This is a genomic window from Hymenobacter negativus, from assembly GCF_017571495.1.
GTDB lineage: Bacteria > Bacteroidota > Bacteroidia > Cytophagales > Hymenobacteraceae > Hymenobacter > Hymenobacter negativus.
Genome location: NZ_JAGETZ010000008.1, coordinates 59917 through 77074 on the forward strand (window position 1 = coordinate 59917; position 17158 = coordinate 77074).

Here is a 17158-nt window from a genome sequence, read left to right on the forward strand (position 1 = left end):
TTTTTTGATTTGGTCTACCTTCTAATACCCCAGGGCGGTATCGTCGCCGCGAGGGTCGGCTCCGCCTTCTAACTTGCCGTCGGGCAGTACATGGATGATATCCAGCCTGCCCCAAGGCAACTGTGGGGTAGGGTGGTAACCACGGGCGCGGAGCGTGTCCTGCGCGGCGGGCAACAACGCCCCGGCTTCCACATCAAGCTGGTCGGGCAACCACTGGTGGTGCAGGCGTGGGGCCGTCACTACTTGCTGGGCGTTCAGGCCATAGTCCACGATGCCGATGATGCTTTGCAACACGCTGGTGATGATGGTGCTGCCGCCCGGCGTGCCCGTCACGAGGGCCACTTTGCCGTTGTGGGTGAGAATGGTGGGGGTCATGCTGCTGAGCATGCGCTTGCCGGGAGCAATGGCATTGGCCACGCCGCCGGTCAGGCCATAGGAGTTCGGCACTCCGGCTTTCGCGCTGAAATCGTCCATCTCATTATTCAGCAGGAAGCCGGCCCCGGGCACCACCACCTTGCTGCCGTAGCCACCGTTGAGTGTGGTGGTGCAGCTCACCGCGTTGCCGAAGGCATCGATGATGCTGAAATGCGTGGTTTCGCTGCTTTCGTAGCCCGGCAGCTTAGCTCCGGCGGCTAGTGTGGCGCTGGCCGTGGCCCGGCCCTTCGGGCGCATAGAGCCGGCCCGCTGGCGGTTGTAGTCTACATCGAGCAGCTTCTGGGTAGGCACATGGCCAAAATCTGGGTCGCCGAGGTAGGTGGCGCGGTCGGCGTAGGCCCGGCGCTCTGCTTCGGTGATGTAGTGCACGGCCAGGGGCGTGTGGTAGCCGGCCTGGGCCAGGTCCACGGGCTCCAGCATCTGCAGCATCTGGAGCAGGGCTACGCCGCCGGAGCTGGGCGGCGGCATCGTAATCACGTCGTAGTCGCGGTAGCGGCCACGCAGCGGCTCGCGCCACTTGGCCTTGTAGTTGTCGAGGTCGGTTTGGCTGACGAGGCCCCGGCTGCGTTTCATTTCGGCGAGCAGCAGGCGGGCGGTTTCACCCTTGTAGAAGCCGGCGCGGCCCTGGTCGCGCACACGAGCCAGCGTGCGGGCCAGCTCGGGCAGGCGCAGGGTGTCGCCGGGTTGCCAGTCGCCGCCTCCGGGGCGCAGGTAGGCTGGCGTGCTCCCGGGGTTGTATTTCTGGAAATCGGTCCGGGCTCTATTAAGGCCAGCGGCTTCCTTGGCAGTGAGGGGAAAGCCCTGCGTGGCGAGGGCCACCGCCGGCTGCACCAGCGCGGGCCACGAAAGCTTGCCCAATTGCTTGTGTAGCGCGGCCATGCCGGCCACCGTGCCGGGCGTGCCCACGGCCAGCGAGCCGGCGGTGCTCAGGCCCGCCACCACGTTGCCTTGCTTGTCCAGGTACATATCGCGCGAAGCCTTGCCCGGTGCAGTTTCGCGGAAATCGAGCGAACCGGCCGAACCGTTGCGGTCGCGGTAGAGCAGGAAACCACCCCCGCCAATGTTGCCGGCGGCGGGTAGGGCCACGGCCAAGGCAAACTGCACGGCCACAGCCGCATCGTAGGCATTGCCGCCGCGCTGCAAAATGAGCGTGCCGATTTTAGATGCCTCGGGATGGGCCGACACGACCATGGCATAGTTAGCCAGGCGGGGGGCGGCGGCCTTGGGTATCGGCGTGCCCAATGACCCCTCAAAAGCCTTGGAAGTGGAAGTGACCGGTCGCTCGGCCGAGCAAGCCAACAGTAATGCCAGGGGAACAGCAAGTAAGCGTTGTTTCATAGCGGGCAAAATAACGCTATGATTAGCGGGATTACTACCGTTGGGCTCAAATAGCCGTTAATGCTGAAAGAAATAGCCGCTAAGCTGCCCAAGGCACTGTACCGGCAATTTCAACGCACTACATTTGGCCCAAACCTCCCGCACTCATGGCTAAGTCAAAACCCACCACGCCCGCCGCTGTCAAACCCCGCCGTCCTGCTCCGCTGGCCCTCGTAAAGAACGATGGCTGGCTGGCTCCCTACGAGCCCGTGCTACGCCAGCGCCAGGAGCGCCTGCAAGCCCGGCTGGCCGAAATCAAGCAGTACCACGGCTCTTTGCTGAATTACGCCACCGCGCACCAGCAGCTGGGCCTGAACCACGACGCCGGCCGCGGTGGCTGGGTGTACCGCGAGTGGGCCCCCGCCGCCGAGGCCTTGTACCTGGTCGGCGACTTCAACGGCTGGGACCGTGGAGCCAACCCGCTTCAAAAGCTGGAATTCGGGGTCTGGGAAGCATTTTTGCCCGATGCGGACTACGACCAGCGCCTCACCCACGGCAGCCGCTTCAAGGTGCACGTGGTAGCCAATGGCCAGGGCAAGGACCGCCTGCCCGCCACTCTGCGCCGCGCCGTGCAGGACGAGCACACCAAGGACTTCGCGGGCCAAATCTGGCGGCCGGAGCAGCCCTTCGCCTGGACCGACCAGCAATTCAAAACAGCCACTGCCGTGCAGGAGCCGCTAATTTATGAGACGCACGTGGGCATGGCCACCGAGGAAGGCCGCGTGGGCAGCTACCGCGAATTTGCCGAAAACATCCTGCCGCGCATTGAAGCTGATGGCTACAATACCATCCAGCTAATGGCCGTACAGGAGCATCCTTATTATGGGTCCTTTGGTTACCACGTGGCCAATCTGTTTGCCGCCAGCTCCCGCTTCGGCACGCCCGAAGACCTGAAGTTTCTCATCAACGAAGCCCATCGGCGCGGCATTGCGGTGCTGCTGGATATCGTGCACTCGCACGCCGTGAAAAACGAAGCAGAAGGTTTGGCCGATTTTGACGGTTCCGGCAACCAGTATTTCCACAAAGGCGAGCGTGGCAACCACCCCGGCTGGGACAGCAAGCTCTTCGATTACGGCCGGCCCGAGGTGCAGCAGTTCCTGCTCAGCAACGTGCGCTACTGGCTCGAAGAATTTCACTTCGACGGCTTCCGCTTCGATGGCGTGACGAGCATGCTCTACCACCACCACGGCGAGGGCGTGGCCTTTGTGGGCTACGACAACTACTTCGGCCTCAGCGCCGATGAGGACGCCATTCTGTATTTGCAGCTGGCCACCACGCTGGCGCATGAGTTCAGGAAAGGCAGCATGCTGGTGGCCGAGGACATGAGCGGCCTGCCCGGCCTGTGCCGGCCTATCAAGGAGGGCGGTGTGGGGTTCGACTACCGCCTGGCCATGGGCATTCCGGATTATTGGATTAAGCTGCTGAAGCACACGCCCGATGAAAACTGGCGCCTTGGCGACCTCTGGCACACCCTTACCAACCGCCGGGCCGGCGAGAAAACCATTGCCTACGCCGAAAGCCACGACCAGGCCCTGGTAGGAGACAAAACCCTGGCTCATTGGTTATTCGATGCGGCCATCTACACCCACATGCACAACGTGGACGGCGACCCCGGTGCGGCGCGGGCACTGGCGCTGCACAAAATCATTCGACTCCTCACGCTGGCGGCTGGTGGCGAGGGCTACCTCAACTTCATCGGCAACGAATTCGGCCACCCCGAATGGGTCGATTTCCCCCGTGAGGGCAACGGCTGGAGCTACCATTTCGCCCGCCGCCAGTGGAGCCTGGGTGACAATCCCGACCTGAAATTCCACCAAATGGGCACTTTTGATAAGGCCATGATTCACCTGGCCAAAGCCCGACACTTGCTGGCTGCCGGCCCTGCCAACTTGCTCAGGCACGATGAGGAAAACCAGGTGCTGGCCTTCGAGCGCGGCGACTTGGTCTTCATTGTGAACCTGCACGTTGAGCGCAGCCTCACCGACTACCGCTTCTGGGTGACCGAGGAAGGCAAATACCGCGTGGTGCTGTCGTCCGATAACGCTCGCTTTGGCGGCTTCGACCGGCCCGATGAGGGTTACGAGTACGAGACATACGAGCATCAGCTAAGTCTGTACGTGCCAAGCCGGGTGGCGCTGGTGCTGGCGCGGGCGTAGCCCTCGAACGATTGAGATGGCGGGGAATTTGGTTAGCCTACCGTTTAGGTGAACTGAGACTGGACGCACGTTTTCATGCTTTTGCGCCCACCTTGCGGGCTCAATGGCCTTGTATCAGCGATGACGCACTACTTCTTGTCCCCTAAGGACAGCCGACATGTGGCCGTGGCCTTTTTCCCGTCGCAGTTGCCTCCGTCCTATGCCCTACTGGACCCGGTGCCGGCCGAGGTGCTGACCCTCGACGCCTTGCCATTCGACTTAGTGCTGAAACAGGTCACGTTTAGCAAACACGGGCCCGAAGATTCCGAGGACTTGAGCGGGTTGCGGCACCCCTGGGCGGATTACCAGCCTAACACGTTGGCGTGGCCGGTGGTCTCTGCCCGCCTGCGCGCCCTCATCGACCGGCACGCCTGCGGACGGGAAGGCCAAGAGTGGGTCCGCGTCACGGTGCGGCCAGCCACGGGCCCAGGCCGGTCGTACTACCTGTTACGCTTCACGTACCAGCCCGACGTCTTGAACGAAGCCGCGTCGGTCTTTCACCCAGTGGCCAACCGACCGGCCCTGCTCGTAAAACCCGTGTTTGCCCCGGAAAAAATTGCGGGCCTGAGTGTATTTGGCTACCCTTCCACAAGCTGGCAAATTCCTAGCGGGCTGTGCATCAGCCGAGAAGTAAAAGAGGCCGCTAAGCAGGAGGGGCTGGAAGGCCTACATTTTGAAGACCTCCGCATTTTCTAACAATACCCTCGTTATTTTATTCGGACCGTTTGGGTACACCACTTTTGGAGCCAGTAACACCTTTGTTTACAACGGCGTATGTGTGCGGGGAGGAGATTACAACTGTTCCCGCTGCTTCTGCAGGGAATATTGATAGGCCACCCCGCTTAACACCGCGCCGAGCAGGTAGAGCCAGAGAGTTCGCTCGTCAAACCGGGTTTCCGTCAACCCGATGCCAAACCCGCGGGAATACGCTGCTGGCAGTGCGCCCAGGACCGTGACCGTCGCCAAGACGGCTACCAGCGCACGCGCGGCGTAGGCATTCGCGATGCGGGGTTTGAGAAGCTTCTCACTGGTGCCAACCAAGAGCGTGAAAAGCAAGATAAGCGTCAGCTTCACCACGGGACCGACCTCGTCGGCAACTTCCCAAATGGTGCGAAAAAAGTTGACCAATACTTGAGGACTGTATGGCGTAAAGTGCAGTGGGCTGAAGAGGACGAGGAGCGCACTCGTACCAAACACCAGCGTTATCCAGGCGACCAAAAGCGCTTTCAATTTAACTCCTATCGGCTCGGCGTGTCGTTCCATGCTATGCAAAAAAGGGTTGGTTTATACCCTTTATCGACAGCAACCAGCAAACATTACATGCTGCCGTTAGAGTCACCTTACAACGAAAATGCTCGTTAATTTAGACCCCCGTTTCACTAAACGCGAAAACAGGCACTTAAGAGTTGTCTTTGGACCGATACTACGAACAAGGATGCTTACGCTTGGCAGGGTGTTTTTATTGTAGTTAAAAAGCTGTTGAACAATTGCTTATTTAACAATTGGTAATTTGTTGTACATTTCGACTCAGATAATTTAATACTTCACTTTTGGGCCATGGAAGCTACACGCGTTGGCGTTGCGCCGGTATATTCATTGGAATACCACCCGCATCAGCACATCCTAGCCCTGCGCTGGCGCGGGACCTATTCGCTACGGGAGTTACAGGAATCCTACCGCGCCGCTCTGAACCTGGCCCGCCGGTACGGCAGTGCCCATTGGCTGCTCGATTCGCGCCGCGCCGGCCCAATTGACTTGTACGTCACGCAGTGGCTCACCCAAAACTTTTTGCCGCGGGCAGTCGCCCGACTGGCGCCCCGGGTCCTGCGGCTGGCTGTCTTGTGCTCACCGGCCCGCTTGGCGCAGCTGCACACCGACGCCCCAGTGGGCGAAGCCGTGGCCGAGGCCTTCGCCGCACCGCACCCCTACCACACCCGCGTTTTCACGGCCGAAGCCGAAGCCATGGCGTGGCTGCTGCGAGAGGACCAACCCGCCGCCCTGTCCCCGGCCTCCCAGCCAGTGCTCAGCCAGCAGCTGGTCCCCGGCCGGCAAGCCGGGGACCAGCAACGAGAGAAGAGCGGTGACGCCCCACGCCCCTCGCTCTTCCGCACGGTGTTTGAGAATTCGCCGCTGGGCCACAAAATCGTGACCCCCGACCTGACCATCTGCCAGGTCAACCCGGCGTTGGTGGCTATGTTGGGTTGTACGCGCGCCGACCAGGTCGAAGGCCGGCGCATCCTCGATTTTGCCCACCCGCACTACCGCGCCGACTGGTGCGAGTTGCAAGAACAATTGTGGGCGTGCAAAATACCCTGTTTCACCCTGCAAACATGTCTAATCCGTGCGGACGGGACGTTGCTCTGGTGCCAAGTCCACTCCGTCCGGCTCTCCGACCACGGCCAAGAAATGGGATACACGACCCTAATCGACACCACGGCCCACATGGAGTTGCACACCTCGATCAAGCGCCTTTACGATTCGCAAGAAACCGCGCTGCACATGGCCGCCCACGACGTGCGCAACTCGTTGGCTAACATAAAGCTATCAGTGGAGCTGCTGCGGCGCGAGCAAGTCGGCGAAGAGGCCCAGTACCTCGCTATTATCGAGCAAGCTGCCGTGCAGGCTGAAGCCATCCTAAAAGACGTGCTCTACCTCGGCCAACTGGACGCGGGGCAGTTGCGCAAGCAGTCCCTCGACTTTTCGGCCTACCTGGATGCGCACTTGGACACCCACCGACTTGTCGCCCGCGCCAAGGGGGTGACCCTAGTGCTGGAGGTACCTTCCCATGCCGTACAGGCGAACCTCAACCCGCATAATTTTGGCCGGGTGGTAGACAACCTGGTAAGCAACGCGCTAAAGTTTACGCCGGCCGGGGGCCGGGTGACGGTGCGGCTGGACAAGCCGGCCGGCCGGCTGCGTCTCGCGGTGCAGGACACTGGCATCGGTATTCCCGCCGAATACCACGCGCACCTTTTCGACAAGTTCAGCACGGCCGCCCGCGAGGGCTTGGCTGGTGAGTCCGCGACGGGCCTGGGTCTGTTTATCACCCAGCAAATCGTGCGCCTGCACGGCGGCCTCATCCGGGTGGAAAGCCGGGAAAATGAGGGGACGACCTTTGTTGTCGACCTGTGAGCGGCCGCCCCGCCCCGCGACGGGCCGCCACCAGCCAGCCGAGCGCGCAGCCCGCAACGGGTTAGGGCATCGGAAACGGGACGTAAAGTGCGGCCCTAACCCGTAAAAGCCCCGCGCCCCAGTTGGCAGTTAAAATCCGCATCAATTCTAACAAGGGAATAGAACATACGTTAGGTGCGGATTTACTCCCTTTAGTGACAGAAACTGATAAGCATTACATGATGACGGCAGAGGCATCTTGCCAAGGAATCGCTCGTTTTAGTAAACTAAGTGTTTGCGATAGAAGCTGTTTAACATTGCCTCCGCACCCGTATAGTGCGGGTTTAATAAACTGGCTCACCAATCAAAGTTTACGAAATGCTTAGTAGCGGGATAAGTTTCGTGAACTCCTTACACGCGCCTTCTTTGCTGACGTGGCTTCGCCACTTCAGGGTCAAAATGCTATCTCAATAGTTCCAACACCACTGCAGTTTTGGCTGGCAGCTGGAGCTTTGCAACGTCGCTCAAGCTTTCGCCCGTCATCACGTTGCGGGCCTTGCTGAAGCCGTTTATGCGCTCCTTAAACCGGGCGGTGGGCAGCGTGGCGGCTTTGTCGGTGGTATTCGAAGCCACCAGTACCGTGCCGACAGCATCGTAGCGGAAGTACACGTAGAGGCCATTTTCGGGCAGGTACTGCATGAGCTTTCCCTCGTGTAGCACCTTGTGTTCGCGGCGGTAAGTGGCCAGCTTACGCACATAGTCGAAGGCCTCGTTTTCTTTTGCGCTACGGCCAGCGGCAGTGAACTTGTTCTCCTTATCGCCCGCCCAGCCGCCGGGGAAGTCCTTGCGCACCTCGGCATCGGTGGGGTCCTTGAAGTTCTTCATCAGAATTTCGGTGCCGTAGTACATGCTCGGGATGCCCCGGGTGGTGAGCAGCCAGGTCAGGCCCATCTTATAGCGGTCGAAGTCGTCGCCGATGACGGACAGGTACCGGTCGTGGTCGAAGTTGTCGAGGAAAGTGACGAGCTTGGTGGGGTCCTGGTACACCACATCCTGGGCCAGGGTCTGGTAGAAGCGGTGCGGGCCACCGTCGAAACCGGTAGTGGCGGGCGTGCCCACTTCCTTCAAGGCGCCCAACATGGCGCCTTCGAGCACAAAGTCGAGTCCGCCGGGCTGGTTCGATTTAAAGGGAAAGTCAATCTTGCTGCGGGTATAGTAGGCCTGGTCCACCACGTTGGTCACCGCCGACTCGCCGAAGATGTGCAGGTGCGGGTACTCGGCCAGCAGCGCCGCGTTGCAGCGGTTCATAAAGGGTTGGTCGTTGTACAGATAGGTGTCGATGCGATAGGCATCGATGCCAAAATTTTCCACATTCCAGATGGCGTTTTCAATCAGGTAGTTGGCCACGTAGGGGTTCTGCTGGTTGAGGTCGGGCAGGAACGGCACAAACCAACCGTCGAGCGTCACGCGCCGGTCGCTCTGCGCGGCGTGTGGGTCGGTCACGGGCTGGTATTTGTAGCTGGTGTTGGTGTAGGAGGGCCACTGGTGCAGCCAGTTTTTCATGGGCAGGTCCTGCACCGTCCAGTGGGTATTGCCTACGTGGTTGTACACAGCGTCTTGCACCACCTTCAGGCCGGCGGCGTGGGCCTGCTGCACGTAGCTTTTGTAGCCTGCATTGCCGCCGAAGCGCCGGTCAATCTGATACTGGTCCGTGAAGCCGAAGCCGTGGTAGGAGGCGCGCATGGTGCCGCCCTCGTTGGTAAGCGGCTGGTCGTTTTCCGTCACCGGGGTTAGCCACACGGCCGTCACGCCCAGGTCTTTGAGGTAGAGTAGGTGCGCGGCTACTCCGGCCAAATCGCCGCCGTGGCGCATAAATGGATTGGCGCGGTCCAGGTTAGGGTCGCGCATGTCAGCAAACTTGTCATTGGCCGGGTCACCGTTGGCAAAACGGTCAATCATGGCGCAGTAAATAAAGTCGGCAGCCGTTACACCCTGCGCTTTGGGGGAGTTGTCCCGGGCGCGCAGCTCCCAGCTTTGCGTCACCGTCTGGCTGCCTTTTTTGCCTACCAGTTGTACCCGGCCGGGCTTGGCAGTAGCAGCAATGGTGAGGTCCAGAAAGGCGTAGTTGGGGTTCTCGACGGTGCTGGCTTTCACCAGCTTTACCCCCGGGTAATTGATGGTGTAAGTTAACGTGCCCGCGCCCGGCCCATGGACAATCAGCTGCACATTCGGGTTTTTCAGGCCGACCCACCAGTTGGTCGGGTTCACGCGGTCGATAGCGGCGGTTTGGGCGCTAGCCAGGAATGGGAGCAGTAAGGCCAGGAGCGGCAAGTAGTGCTTTTTCATGAGGATGGTTGGTGGGAAACCAGCAGTGATTGTGACGTAATGATTCAGACCGTTAGGTCGAGCGCAGCCGGGACAGCTTGCGTGCCGCAGCAATGAGTTACTACCCCAAGCGGGATATCCCGGCTGCGCTCGACATGACCGTTTTAATAGCCGATAATAACCCGCTACCCGCGCTTACGGCCCTGGCTCAGCATCTCCACAATTTCAGCCAGGCGGCGGGTGCGGGTTTCGGGGCGTTTGGAGCCTTCCAGCCAGCGGACGTACTCGCGCTGGTGGGTGTAGGCTAGCTTGGCGAAGTAGGCGGCAGCTTTGGGAGCCTCGGCCAGCAGGGCAGCCAGGTCGGCGGGGGCTTCCATCTTGCGTTCGGCGGTGTCGCGCGTGAGGGTGATGCGCACGGTGTCGCCCACCGTTTTATCAATGGCTTTGCGGATTTGCTTGAGGATGAGCAAGGCGTGGTAGCCGTCGCCCATGGGCACGATGCTACCCTGGTAGGGGTAGCCGTCGAAGGTGGCTTGCACGGGCACCCGACCGCGGGTCCCATATACTTCGGGTACCGAAAAAGGCACAACCACGTACACCCCGCCGGTTTCACCAGAGGCTTCTAAAATACCTTCAAATTCGTGTTCGGGCTGCATAGGAGGGAGGGCAAAAAATGCTTGTATCGAACAAAGGAAGCCAATTCCAACCTAAACTCCCCGCGCCAATACCCCGACTGCTACCTCAATGCCACCTCGCCGAGCATGCGCTGCACGGCCGCTTCGTCATCGGCGGCCAGGACGCGTATTTCGCCCGCCAGCCCGCCATAGAGGGCCACCAGACGCCGCTGCACGGTAGCATCGGGCACTAGTACGAGGGTGGCCCGGCGCAGGGTCATGCGCTCTAACTCAGGGAGCCAGCCGCGCTCGGCGGGGCCCGCAAAGTCGGCCGCGAGGCTGGTGAGGTACAGTACCAACGGCTGGCGCGAGCTGTTCCGGATTTCGAGCGCGGCTAGCCAGGCGGGCCAGTTGGGTGCATAAATTACCCCAAAGTCCGGGCGGTGCTGCACCAGCTGTGCCGCCTGCCGCGCATACTGAATCATGCGAAAGTTCAGCCCTTCTAGCTGCGGCATTTGGGGCGCGGCAGCGGCAGGCAGGGCTGCTGGCTCTGGCGCGGCCTGGGACTCAACCGGGGCTGGGGCATCGGGTACTAGGTCGTCTTCGGGGGCCGAAATGTCGTTGGCTTCGGCGGCCCCTATTTCCTCTGTGGGCTCGTCGAAAAGAGCCGGCTGCTGAATGGTGACGGCGGGAAGCTCCGGGTCGGGGTCGAAGTTCAAGTCACCGGCCAACGGGAGTTGGCGAGGCTGTAGCGGCGTGATTGGGGTTGCTTCTGCAGCTGTGGGCCGGCGGGGCGGGGCAACTGGGGCAGAAGTTGGAACGCCCGATTGCGCAGCTTTCGGGGCGGCTAGGCGCGGTGGGGCCGGCGGGGGCGGCGGAAAGAAAGCACCCGAGCCAGCACCCAGATAAGGCGCGGCGGGGGCCTGCCACTGCTTGGTGAATACGGGCGCATTGATGCCCGTGGGCCACTGGCTGCGGCCAGGAGCGGCCAGGGCAGCGGTGATGGAAACAGATGCCTGCAGTGCCGTTTCCGTTACCGCTGCTGCTAATGGAAGCTCCGCCGGCAGCAGTTCGGCCAAACCGACGATGCGCGAAACCTGTACGGGGGCGTGCCGGGCGTCGGTTTCTGCGGTGGGAGTGGGCAGCAGCTGCACACCAGGCCCAGCCACGGTGGTCGCTAGTGCGTCGGAAGCTGCTTCGGGGACGGTAGGCGCTGCGGCTGCCTCGGCCGCAGTTGTGGTTTGGAGGTGGTTGGCAGTGGGTGGCACCGGCTGGGCCGAAGGATTTGCGGCCGGGTTTTCAGTGGCTGGGAGGTGGGGGTAGAGGGCTACCACGGGATGCTGGGTGGCCAATTGGTAGACCAGCGGCAGGGTAGGAGGCAGGGCCGCGCCGCCGAGTACGGCTACCTGCGGGTCGGCATCGTCCCAGGCCAGCAGCAAGACGGAGAAATCGGGCGGAGTCATGGGTAAAGCAGGAAAGGGAATTCGGCCGGCCTGCGGCAGGGAGGGGAGCTCGGCCGTGAATTAACCCCCAATGCTACGGCAGCGGGGCCGCATTTGCCGAAAAAACCCTTTTGTCAGCCGCAGAAAAAAGTAACTTGCGCTCTTAGCCTTCGCGCCGCAGGCCCGGCCGGCCTTTCTTCGACTCACTTTTAGAGGGCTTTTGCCTTTTGCTTAGCATTACTTTATGAATACCTCGATTCAGGAAAATAACTACATGGTGAACGACCTGGCGGCCAAAAGCCATCAGGAGCATTATCCCGGTGAAGTAATTCGGGTCGACGAGCTCGACAACCACCGCTTTCTATTCAATTGCCAGAATGGTGTGCGGTTGCTGCTGCACGTGCTGAGCGACAAAATCCTGCGCTTCCGCTACCTCACCGACGGCCCGCTCTCGCCCGATTTTTCTTACGCCGTGCCCGCCGATGCCCTCTCGCGCCTGGCCCCGGCCCTGGTCGAATTCCGCGAAAAGCCCGACCACTACCGCCTCACCACGGCCCGCCTCATCTGCATCATTCAGAAGGAAAGCCTGAAGGCCCGCGTGCTCGACCGCTCCGGCACCATCCTGAGCGACGACGAGAAGGGCTTCCATTGGGAGTACGACTACGACACCGGCAACGACATCGTGAAGATGAGCAAGCAGGTACCCGCCGGCGTGCACTACTACGGCCTCGGCGACAAGCCCGACAACATGAACCTGCGCGGCAAGCGCTTCACCAACTGGGGCTCCGATACCTACGGCTACGTGAAGGGCTCCGACCCGCTGTATAAGAACATCCCGTTCTACCACGTGCTGCACCAGAAAATTGCCCACGGCATTTTTTTCGACAACACCTTCAAGGCCAGCTTCGACTTTGCGGCCGAGCGGGCCGACGTGACCAGCTTCTGGGCCCAGGGCGGCGAGCTGAACTACTATTTCATCTATGGCCCCACGCTCATGGAGGTGGCCCAGGAGTACACCCTGCTCACCTGCCCGCCCGAGCTGCCGCCCCTCTGGACGCTGGGCTACCACCAGTGCAAGTGGAGCTACTTCCCGGAAAGCAACGTCAAGGAAATTGCCTCGGGGCTGCGCGACCGCCAGATTCCCTGCGATGCCCTTTACCTCGACATCGACTACATGGAGGGCTACCGCTGCTTCACCTGGAGCAAGCAGCACTTCCCCGAGCCCAAGCGCATGGTGCAGGAACTGGCCGCCGACGGCTTCAAAACCATCGTCATCATCGACCCCGGCATCAAGATTGACCCCGAGTATTCGGTGTACCAGGAGGGCGTGGCCAACGACTACTTCTGCCGCCGTGCCGACGGCCCGCTGATGAAAGGCTCGGTGTGGCCCGGCCTCTGCAATTTCCCCGACTACACCAACCCCGAGGTGCGCGAATGGTGGGCCGGCTTATTCAAGGAGCTCATCCAGGACATCGGCGTGAAGGGCGTGTGGAACGACATGAACGAGCCGGCGGTGTTCGAGAAGGGCACCTTCCCGCCCGACGTGCGCTTCCACTACGACGGCCACTGGGCCTCGCACCAGAAGGCCCACAACATCTACGGCATGCAGATGGCCCGCGCCACCAACGACGGCGTGAAGCGCTTCAGCTACCCCAACCGGCCCTTCACCATCACGCGCAGCACCTACAGCGGCGGCCAGCGCTACTCCTCCGGCTGGACCGGCGACAACATCGCCAGCTGGGAGCACCTCTGGCTGGCCAACATCCAGTGCCAGCGCCTGAGCATCTCGGGCTTCAGCTTCATCGGCTCCGACATCGGCGGCTTCGTGGACACGCCCACCGGCGAGCTCTACGCCCGCTGGATTGCCCTGGGGGCCTTCCACCCGTTCTTCCGCACCCATAGCTCCGGCGACCACGGCGACCAGGAGCCCTGGAGCTTCGGCGACACCGTGACGGATTTGGCCCGCTACTTCATCGAGCTGCGCTACCGCCTGCTGCCCTACATGTACACCGCCTTCTGGCAGTACGCCACCAAGGGCACGCCCATGCTGCGCCCGCTCACCTTCCTCGACCAGAACGACACCGAAACCTACCTGCGCATGGCCGAATTCGGCCTCGGCGACAACCTGCTGGTCTGCCCCATCACCCAGCCCGGCGCCGACGGCCGCTGGATGTACCTGCCCCGTGGCGACTGGTTCTACTACTGGACCGACACGCCCCAGGCCGGTGGCAGCGAAGTCTGGGCCGCCGCCGACCTCACCCGTATTCCCCTGTTCGTGAAAGCCGGAGCCGTGGTACCCATGCAGCCGGTGATGCAGTACGTGGGCGAAAAACCCGTGGAAGAACTCACCCTGCACGTCTACTACAAAAACGGCAAGGCCGAGAGCGTCCTCTACGACGACGGTGGCGAAGGCTACGCCTACACCGAAGGCCACAAAACCCTGCGCCGCTTCACCGTCGCTGGCACTACTAAAGACCTTGTGCTCACCCAAACCATCGAGGGCGACTACACGCCCAGCTACGCCACCTACCGTGTGGTGCTGCACGGCGTGGCTGGTGCCATCGAAGTAACCATCGATGGCCAGGCTGCCGAAGTTGCAGAAATGACCCTGGAAACGGGGTTGGTGCTGCCCAGCCTCGTGGTGCCGGTAGGCTTCGGCGAGGTGCGCGTAAGCGTGGTGGCGGTGGGGGAGGTGGCGCCGACTGCTCCGGTGGCTTGAGTTTCTTAAAGACTTGAGTTTCTTAAAGAGCTTCATCCGATGTTCCTGCGTTTAGTTTTGTTTGGGCTGTTGCTTCACACACATGAGGCATTGGGGCAGTCCCTAATAAGTAACGGTAGCTTTGAGCGTGTACACGACTGTCCCCGTTCTGTGGGTGACATCGAATATGCTCAGGGTTGGCGCAATGGAGGACTTACCCCAGACTTGTTAAGTACATGCACCGGCACGGGGGACAACGGCTTGCACGTGCCTCATACCTATGTAGGGACCCAAACGCCCCTTGATGGGGGATGCTACGCTGGGCTCGTTCTGTTCTCGCAGGAGGAAAATAGCTCCCTGAAAGAAGCATTTCATATAGAGGAGTCCATATGGACCGGCTTGGCAACGCCGCTTGTTCCTGGGCACATGTACCGTCTGACTTTGTGGGTGGCATTGGCTGACTCTTCTCAATTCTTTACCCCCTACCTCACGGCCGTACTCGGCGCGACTCCGTTCGATAAGCTCGCCGCTCCGAGCCAGGGACAGGGAGTCCTCCTGCCTCTGAGAACCGCAGTTACTTCCGCAGGGTGGCAACAGGTTGTGGCAACGTTTCAGGCCTCAGCCGCTTGGCAGTATCTGTCATTGGGATTATCCCGGAGCCTATTCGACCTTCGAAAGTACAAGCAAGCTGTCGAGCACAACCGCCGCCGCCCTCGTAGGGTCGGCTCTGAACAAGACTGTTACTATTTCTTAGACAACATCACATTGGTGAAGGTCAATTAACCACCTCTAGCCACTTAAACCCAAAAAAAGGCGCCCGCTGGGGCGCCCTTTTTTGTCCAGATTTCTCCGAGCCTCACAGCCGGGGCAGCACCACCGGCGCGAGCGTATCGTTCACCCCATAACCCTCATACTTGTGGGCGTAAGTGGTGGCGTAGCGGGACTGGCCGCTGCCGCCTGGCTTCGGCGGTCGTCCACGGTGTGCCCGTCACCAGCCCAAGGGTCAGCCCGCACCTGTTGCCACCGAAAGCCGTATCAGCAGGGACGTGGCTGCCGCTGACACCTCCTCGCCCCGACGCCCCTAACCATGAAGCACCTCAACATACTGCTCCTGCTGCTGGCCTGGGCCCTGAGCTGGCCGGCCGGGGCGCAGCCGGCCAAAACGAAAATCCTGCTGCTCGGCACTGTTCACTTCGAGACGCCGCACAAAGACCGGTACGAGTTGAAAACCGATGATTTCCGCAGCCCCCGCCGCCAGCAGGAGCTGGAGGCCCTCACGGCGCTGCTGGCCCGGACCCACGCCCGGCAGGTCATGATTGAGCGGCCTCACGAGCGGCAGGCGGCCGTCGACAGCCTCTACCAGCAGTACCTGGCCGGGCGCTACGCCCTGGCCATTTCCGAGCGCGAGCAGCTCGGGTTCCGGCTGGCACGGCAGCTGCGCCTGCCCCATATCACTTGCGTCGATGAGCTGAGTACCAACCCCCACGACAGCCTCATGACGGCCACGGCTGCCGCCGGCCAGCAGGCCCTGCTGCGCGAAATGGGCGTGGCCGCCACCGCCTTGCTGGGCTCATTCGATGCCGAGCTGAAAAAGGGAACCATCACCGACGTGCTCCGCTTCATCAACCAGCCAGCGCAATTGCGGGCCAACCTGGCGCTCTACCTCCAGTACATGGCCCGCATCGGTGCCGGCCAGAATTTCGCCGGCGCCGGCGCGGTGTCCGATTGGTACTTGCGCAACCTGATGATTTACGCCAACATCATCAGCCAGGTACGGCCCGGCGATGGCTATATAGTGGTCATCTTCGGCCAGGGGCACATCCCCATTCTGAAACACCTGCTGGAAAACAACGACCAGTTTGAGGTGGTGGACGTGCAGGCCGCGCTACGGTAAGCCGGCGCGGGTGGGGATGTTCTTGTTGGCGCGCGTCGCAGCCGCGCGCCAACAAGAGAAGGGAAGAGGTGTCATTTCGAGCCTATAGCAGCAGCAGTTTATTTATCATTCGTTGGCTGATGCTTGCCGGACCTGAGTACATTGAACCGGGAACATGGCATTGGCAATTGGGATAACAACCCAATTGCCAACCTTATTACAAACCAAAACAGGGCACCTCGCGAGATGCCCTGTTCCATTTCAACCCATCCAAACCCTACGCTTTGGGCAGCTCGGGAGCGTTGTCCGGGGCGGGCGCATCGGTCACCACATAGTCGGCGTACTTGCGGGCGTCGGTGGTGGCATAAAGGGCCTTGCCGATGCCGCAGAGGTCGATAAGCTCGGCATAGAGGGCGTTGCCGGCCAGGATGCGCACATCAGCGGCGCGGCCCCGGGCAGCTTCGGCGTCCTGTTGGTCGCCCAACCGCTCCAGAAACTCGGCGGCGGAAGCGGCCAGCGTGTCCAGCATGACTGCTGTAAGGCCTTTGGGTGCGTACTCGGCCAGGTGGGCGCGGCCCACGCGCACCACCCGCAGCAAGCCCACGTACAGCTCGGCCTCGGGGCCGCCGGCCAAGCCGCCGCTCCCAAACATCTTGTAGCTGGCCGAGCGTACATCGTGCACCGTGCCCACAATGCCCATCAGGGCTTGCAGCTCCGTGGTGGCTCGCGTCTTCACGGCTTCCTTGGCCAAGGTGGTGTTTTGCTTGGCGGTATCCAACTCGATGTCGGTGGGCAGCAGCTCAAAATCCTGCCGCAGCTTGTCGAAAGCGGCAATGCGCTTGGCATCTACGCCGCGCGGGGCCAGCTCGGCAGCATCGCGCACGAGGCAGCCGTGTTTGTTGGAGCTGGTCAGAATCAGCTCGCTTTGGGGCATGTGGAACAGGGCCACCGGTTGGGTTTGGCGCATCACTAGAAACGAAAAAGGGGTTGTGGGATAGACATTTCCCCCCAACCGCAGCCGGAGGCGCGTCGAAAGTAATGGAATTTTTGGCAGGTGCCACCAAACGCCCCGCCGGCCCGGCCCAATG

11 protein-coding genes are annotated in these 17158 nt (G+C 61.4%); 5 read left to right on the top strand and 6 right to left on the bottom strand.

The window, feature by feature from the left end:
• Window positions 1-21: 21 nt before the first annotated feature.
• Window positions 22-1773, bottom strand: coding sequence for a gamma-glutamyltransferase (gene ggt, locus J4E00_RS16860; protein ID WP_208176360.1), 1752 nt, complete (start codon window positions 1771-1773; stop codon window positions 22-24).
• Between the two features lie 146 nt (window positions 1774-1919).
• Here ggt and J4E00_RS16865 point away from each other — a divergent pair, with 146 nt between their 5' ends.
• Window positions 1920-3968 carry an alpha amylase C-terminal domain-containing protein gene (locus tag J4E00_RS16865; protein WP_208176361.1) on the top strand — a complete coding sequence of 683 codons (2049 nt, stop codon included), beginning with the start codon at window positions 1920-1922 and terminating at the stop codon, window positions 3966-3968.
• Between the two features lie 120 nt (window positions 3969-4088).
• Complete coding sequence (locus J4E00_RS16870; RefSeq protein WP_208176362.1) at window positions 4089-4703, top strand: imm11 family protein; 615 nt, start codon at window positions 4089-4091, stop codon at window positions 4701-4703.
• A gap of 96 nt (window positions 4704-4799) precedes the next feature.
• Here the strand turns inward: J4E00_RS16870 and J4E00_RS16875 are convergent, their stop codons facing one another.
• Entirely contained in the window at window positions 4800-5270 is a 471-nt protein-coding gene (locus tag J4E00_RS16875) for a hypothetical protein (protein ID WP_208176363.1), read from the bottom strand.
• 294 nt (window positions 5271-5564) lie between these two features.
• Between J4E00_RS16875 and J4E00_RS16880 the strand changes: the two genes are divergently transcribed.
• On the top strand, window positions 5565-7139 hold the full coding sequence (locus tag J4E00_RS16880) for a PAS domain-containing sensor histidine kinase (protein ID WP_208176364.1): 1575 nt from the start codon (window positions 5565-5567) through the stop codon (window positions 7137-7139).
• Between the two features lie 441 nt (window positions 7140-7580).
• Here the strand turns inward: J4E00_RS16880 and J4E00_RS16885 are convergent, their stop codons facing one another.
• The 3 genes from J4E00_RS16885 to J4E00_RS16895 all read right to left on the bottom strand — a co-directional run bounded on the left by J4E00_RS16885 (window position 7581) and on the right by J4E00_RS16895 (window position 11520).
• Window positions 7581-9464, bottom strand: coding sequence for an alpha-amylase family glycosyl hydrolase (locus J4E00_RS16885; protein ID WP_208176365.1), 1884 nt, complete (start codon window positions 9462-9464; stop codon window positions 7581-7583).
• A 164-nt stretch (window positions 9465-9628) separates the two neighbouring features.
• Window positions 9629-10099, bottom strand: a complete 471-nt coding sequence (locus J4E00_RS16890) for a YdeI/OmpD-associated family protein (RefSeq protein WP_208176366.1) — start codon at window positions 10097-10099, stop codon at window positions 9629-9631.
• An 80-nt stretch (window positions 10100-10179) separates the two neighbouring features.
• Complete coding sequence (locus J4E00_RS16895) at window positions 10180-11520, bottom strand: glycosyltransferase family 4 protein (RefSeq protein ID WP_208176367.1); 1341 nt, start codon at window positions 11518-11520, stop codon at window positions 10180-10182.
• Between the two features lie 223 nt (window positions 11521-11743).
• On the opposite strand from J4E00_RS16895, the gene J4E00_RS16900 reads away from it, so the two are divergent.
• Complete coding sequence (locus tag J4E00_RS16900; protein ID WP_208176368.1) at window positions 11744-14218, top strand: glycoside hydrolase family 31 protein; 2475 nt, start codon at window positions 11744-11746, stop codon at window positions 14216-14218.
• Window positions 14219-15284: 1066 nt separating this feature from the next.
• Window positions 15285-16091, top strand: coding sequence for a DUF5694 domain-containing protein (locus tag J4E00_RS16905; RefSeq protein WP_208176369.1), 807 nt, complete (start codon window positions 15285-15287; stop codon window positions 16089-16091).
• Window positions 16092-16347: 256 nt separating this feature from the next.
• Here J4E00_RS16905 and J4E00_RS16910 read toward each other — a convergent pair whose 3' ends face one another.
• The gene (locus tag J4E00_RS16910) at window positions 16348-17037 is read right to left on the bottom strand and encodes a hypothetical protein (protein WP_208176370.1); all 690 of its coding nucleotides are present in this window, start codon (window positions 17035-17037) and stop codon (window positions 16348-16350) included.
• Between the last annotated feature and the right edge of the window lie 121 nt (window positions 17038-17158).

Bases quoted from the DNA above. Each gene is read 5' to 3' on its own strand.
- J4E00_RS16875 (WP_208176363.1), bottom strand. From the start codon at position 5,270: ATGGAACGACACGCCGAGCCGATAGGAGTTAAATTGAAAGCGCTTTTG.
- J4E00_RS16905 (WP_208176369.1), top strand. From the start codon at position 15,285: ATGAAGCACCTCAACATACTGCTCCTGCTGCTGGCCTGGGCCCTGAGC.
- J4E00_RS16895 (WP_208176367.1), bottom strand. From the start codon at position 11,520: ATGACTCCGCCCGATTTCTCCGTCTTGCTGCTGGCCTGGGACGATGCC.
- J4E00_RS16890 (WP_208176366.1), bottom strand. From the start codon at position 10,099: ATGCAGCCCGAACACGAATTTGAAGGTATTTTAGAAGCCTCTGGTGAA.
- J4E00_RS16885 (WP_208176365.1), bottom strand. From the start codon at position 9,464: ATGAAAAAGCACTACTTGCCGCTCCTGGCCTTACTGCTCCCATTCCTG.
- J4E00_RS16865 (WP_208176361.1), top strand. From the start codon at position 1,920: ATGGCTAAGTCAAAACCCACCACGCCCGCCGCTGTCAAACCCCGCCGT.
- J4E00_RS16880 (WP_208176364.1), top strand. From the start codon at position 5,565: ATGGAAGCTACACGCGTTGGCGTTGCGCCGGTATATTCATTGGAATAC.
- J4E00_RS16870 (WP_208176362.1), top strand. From the start codon at position 4,089: ATGACGCACTACTTCTTGTCCCCTAAGGACAGCCGACATGTGGCCGTG.
- J4E00_RS16900 (WP_208176368.1), top strand. From the start codon at position 11,744: ATGAATACCTCGATTCAGGAAAATAACTACATGGTGAACGACCTGGCG.
- ggt (WP_208176360.1), bottom strand. From the start codon at position 1,773: ATGAAACAACGCTTACTTGCTGTTCCCCTGGCATTACTGTTGGCTTGC.
- J4E00_RS16910 (WP_208176370.1), bottom strand. From the start codon at position 17,037: ATGCGCCAAACCCAACCGGTGGCCCTGTTCCACATGCCCCAAAGCGAG.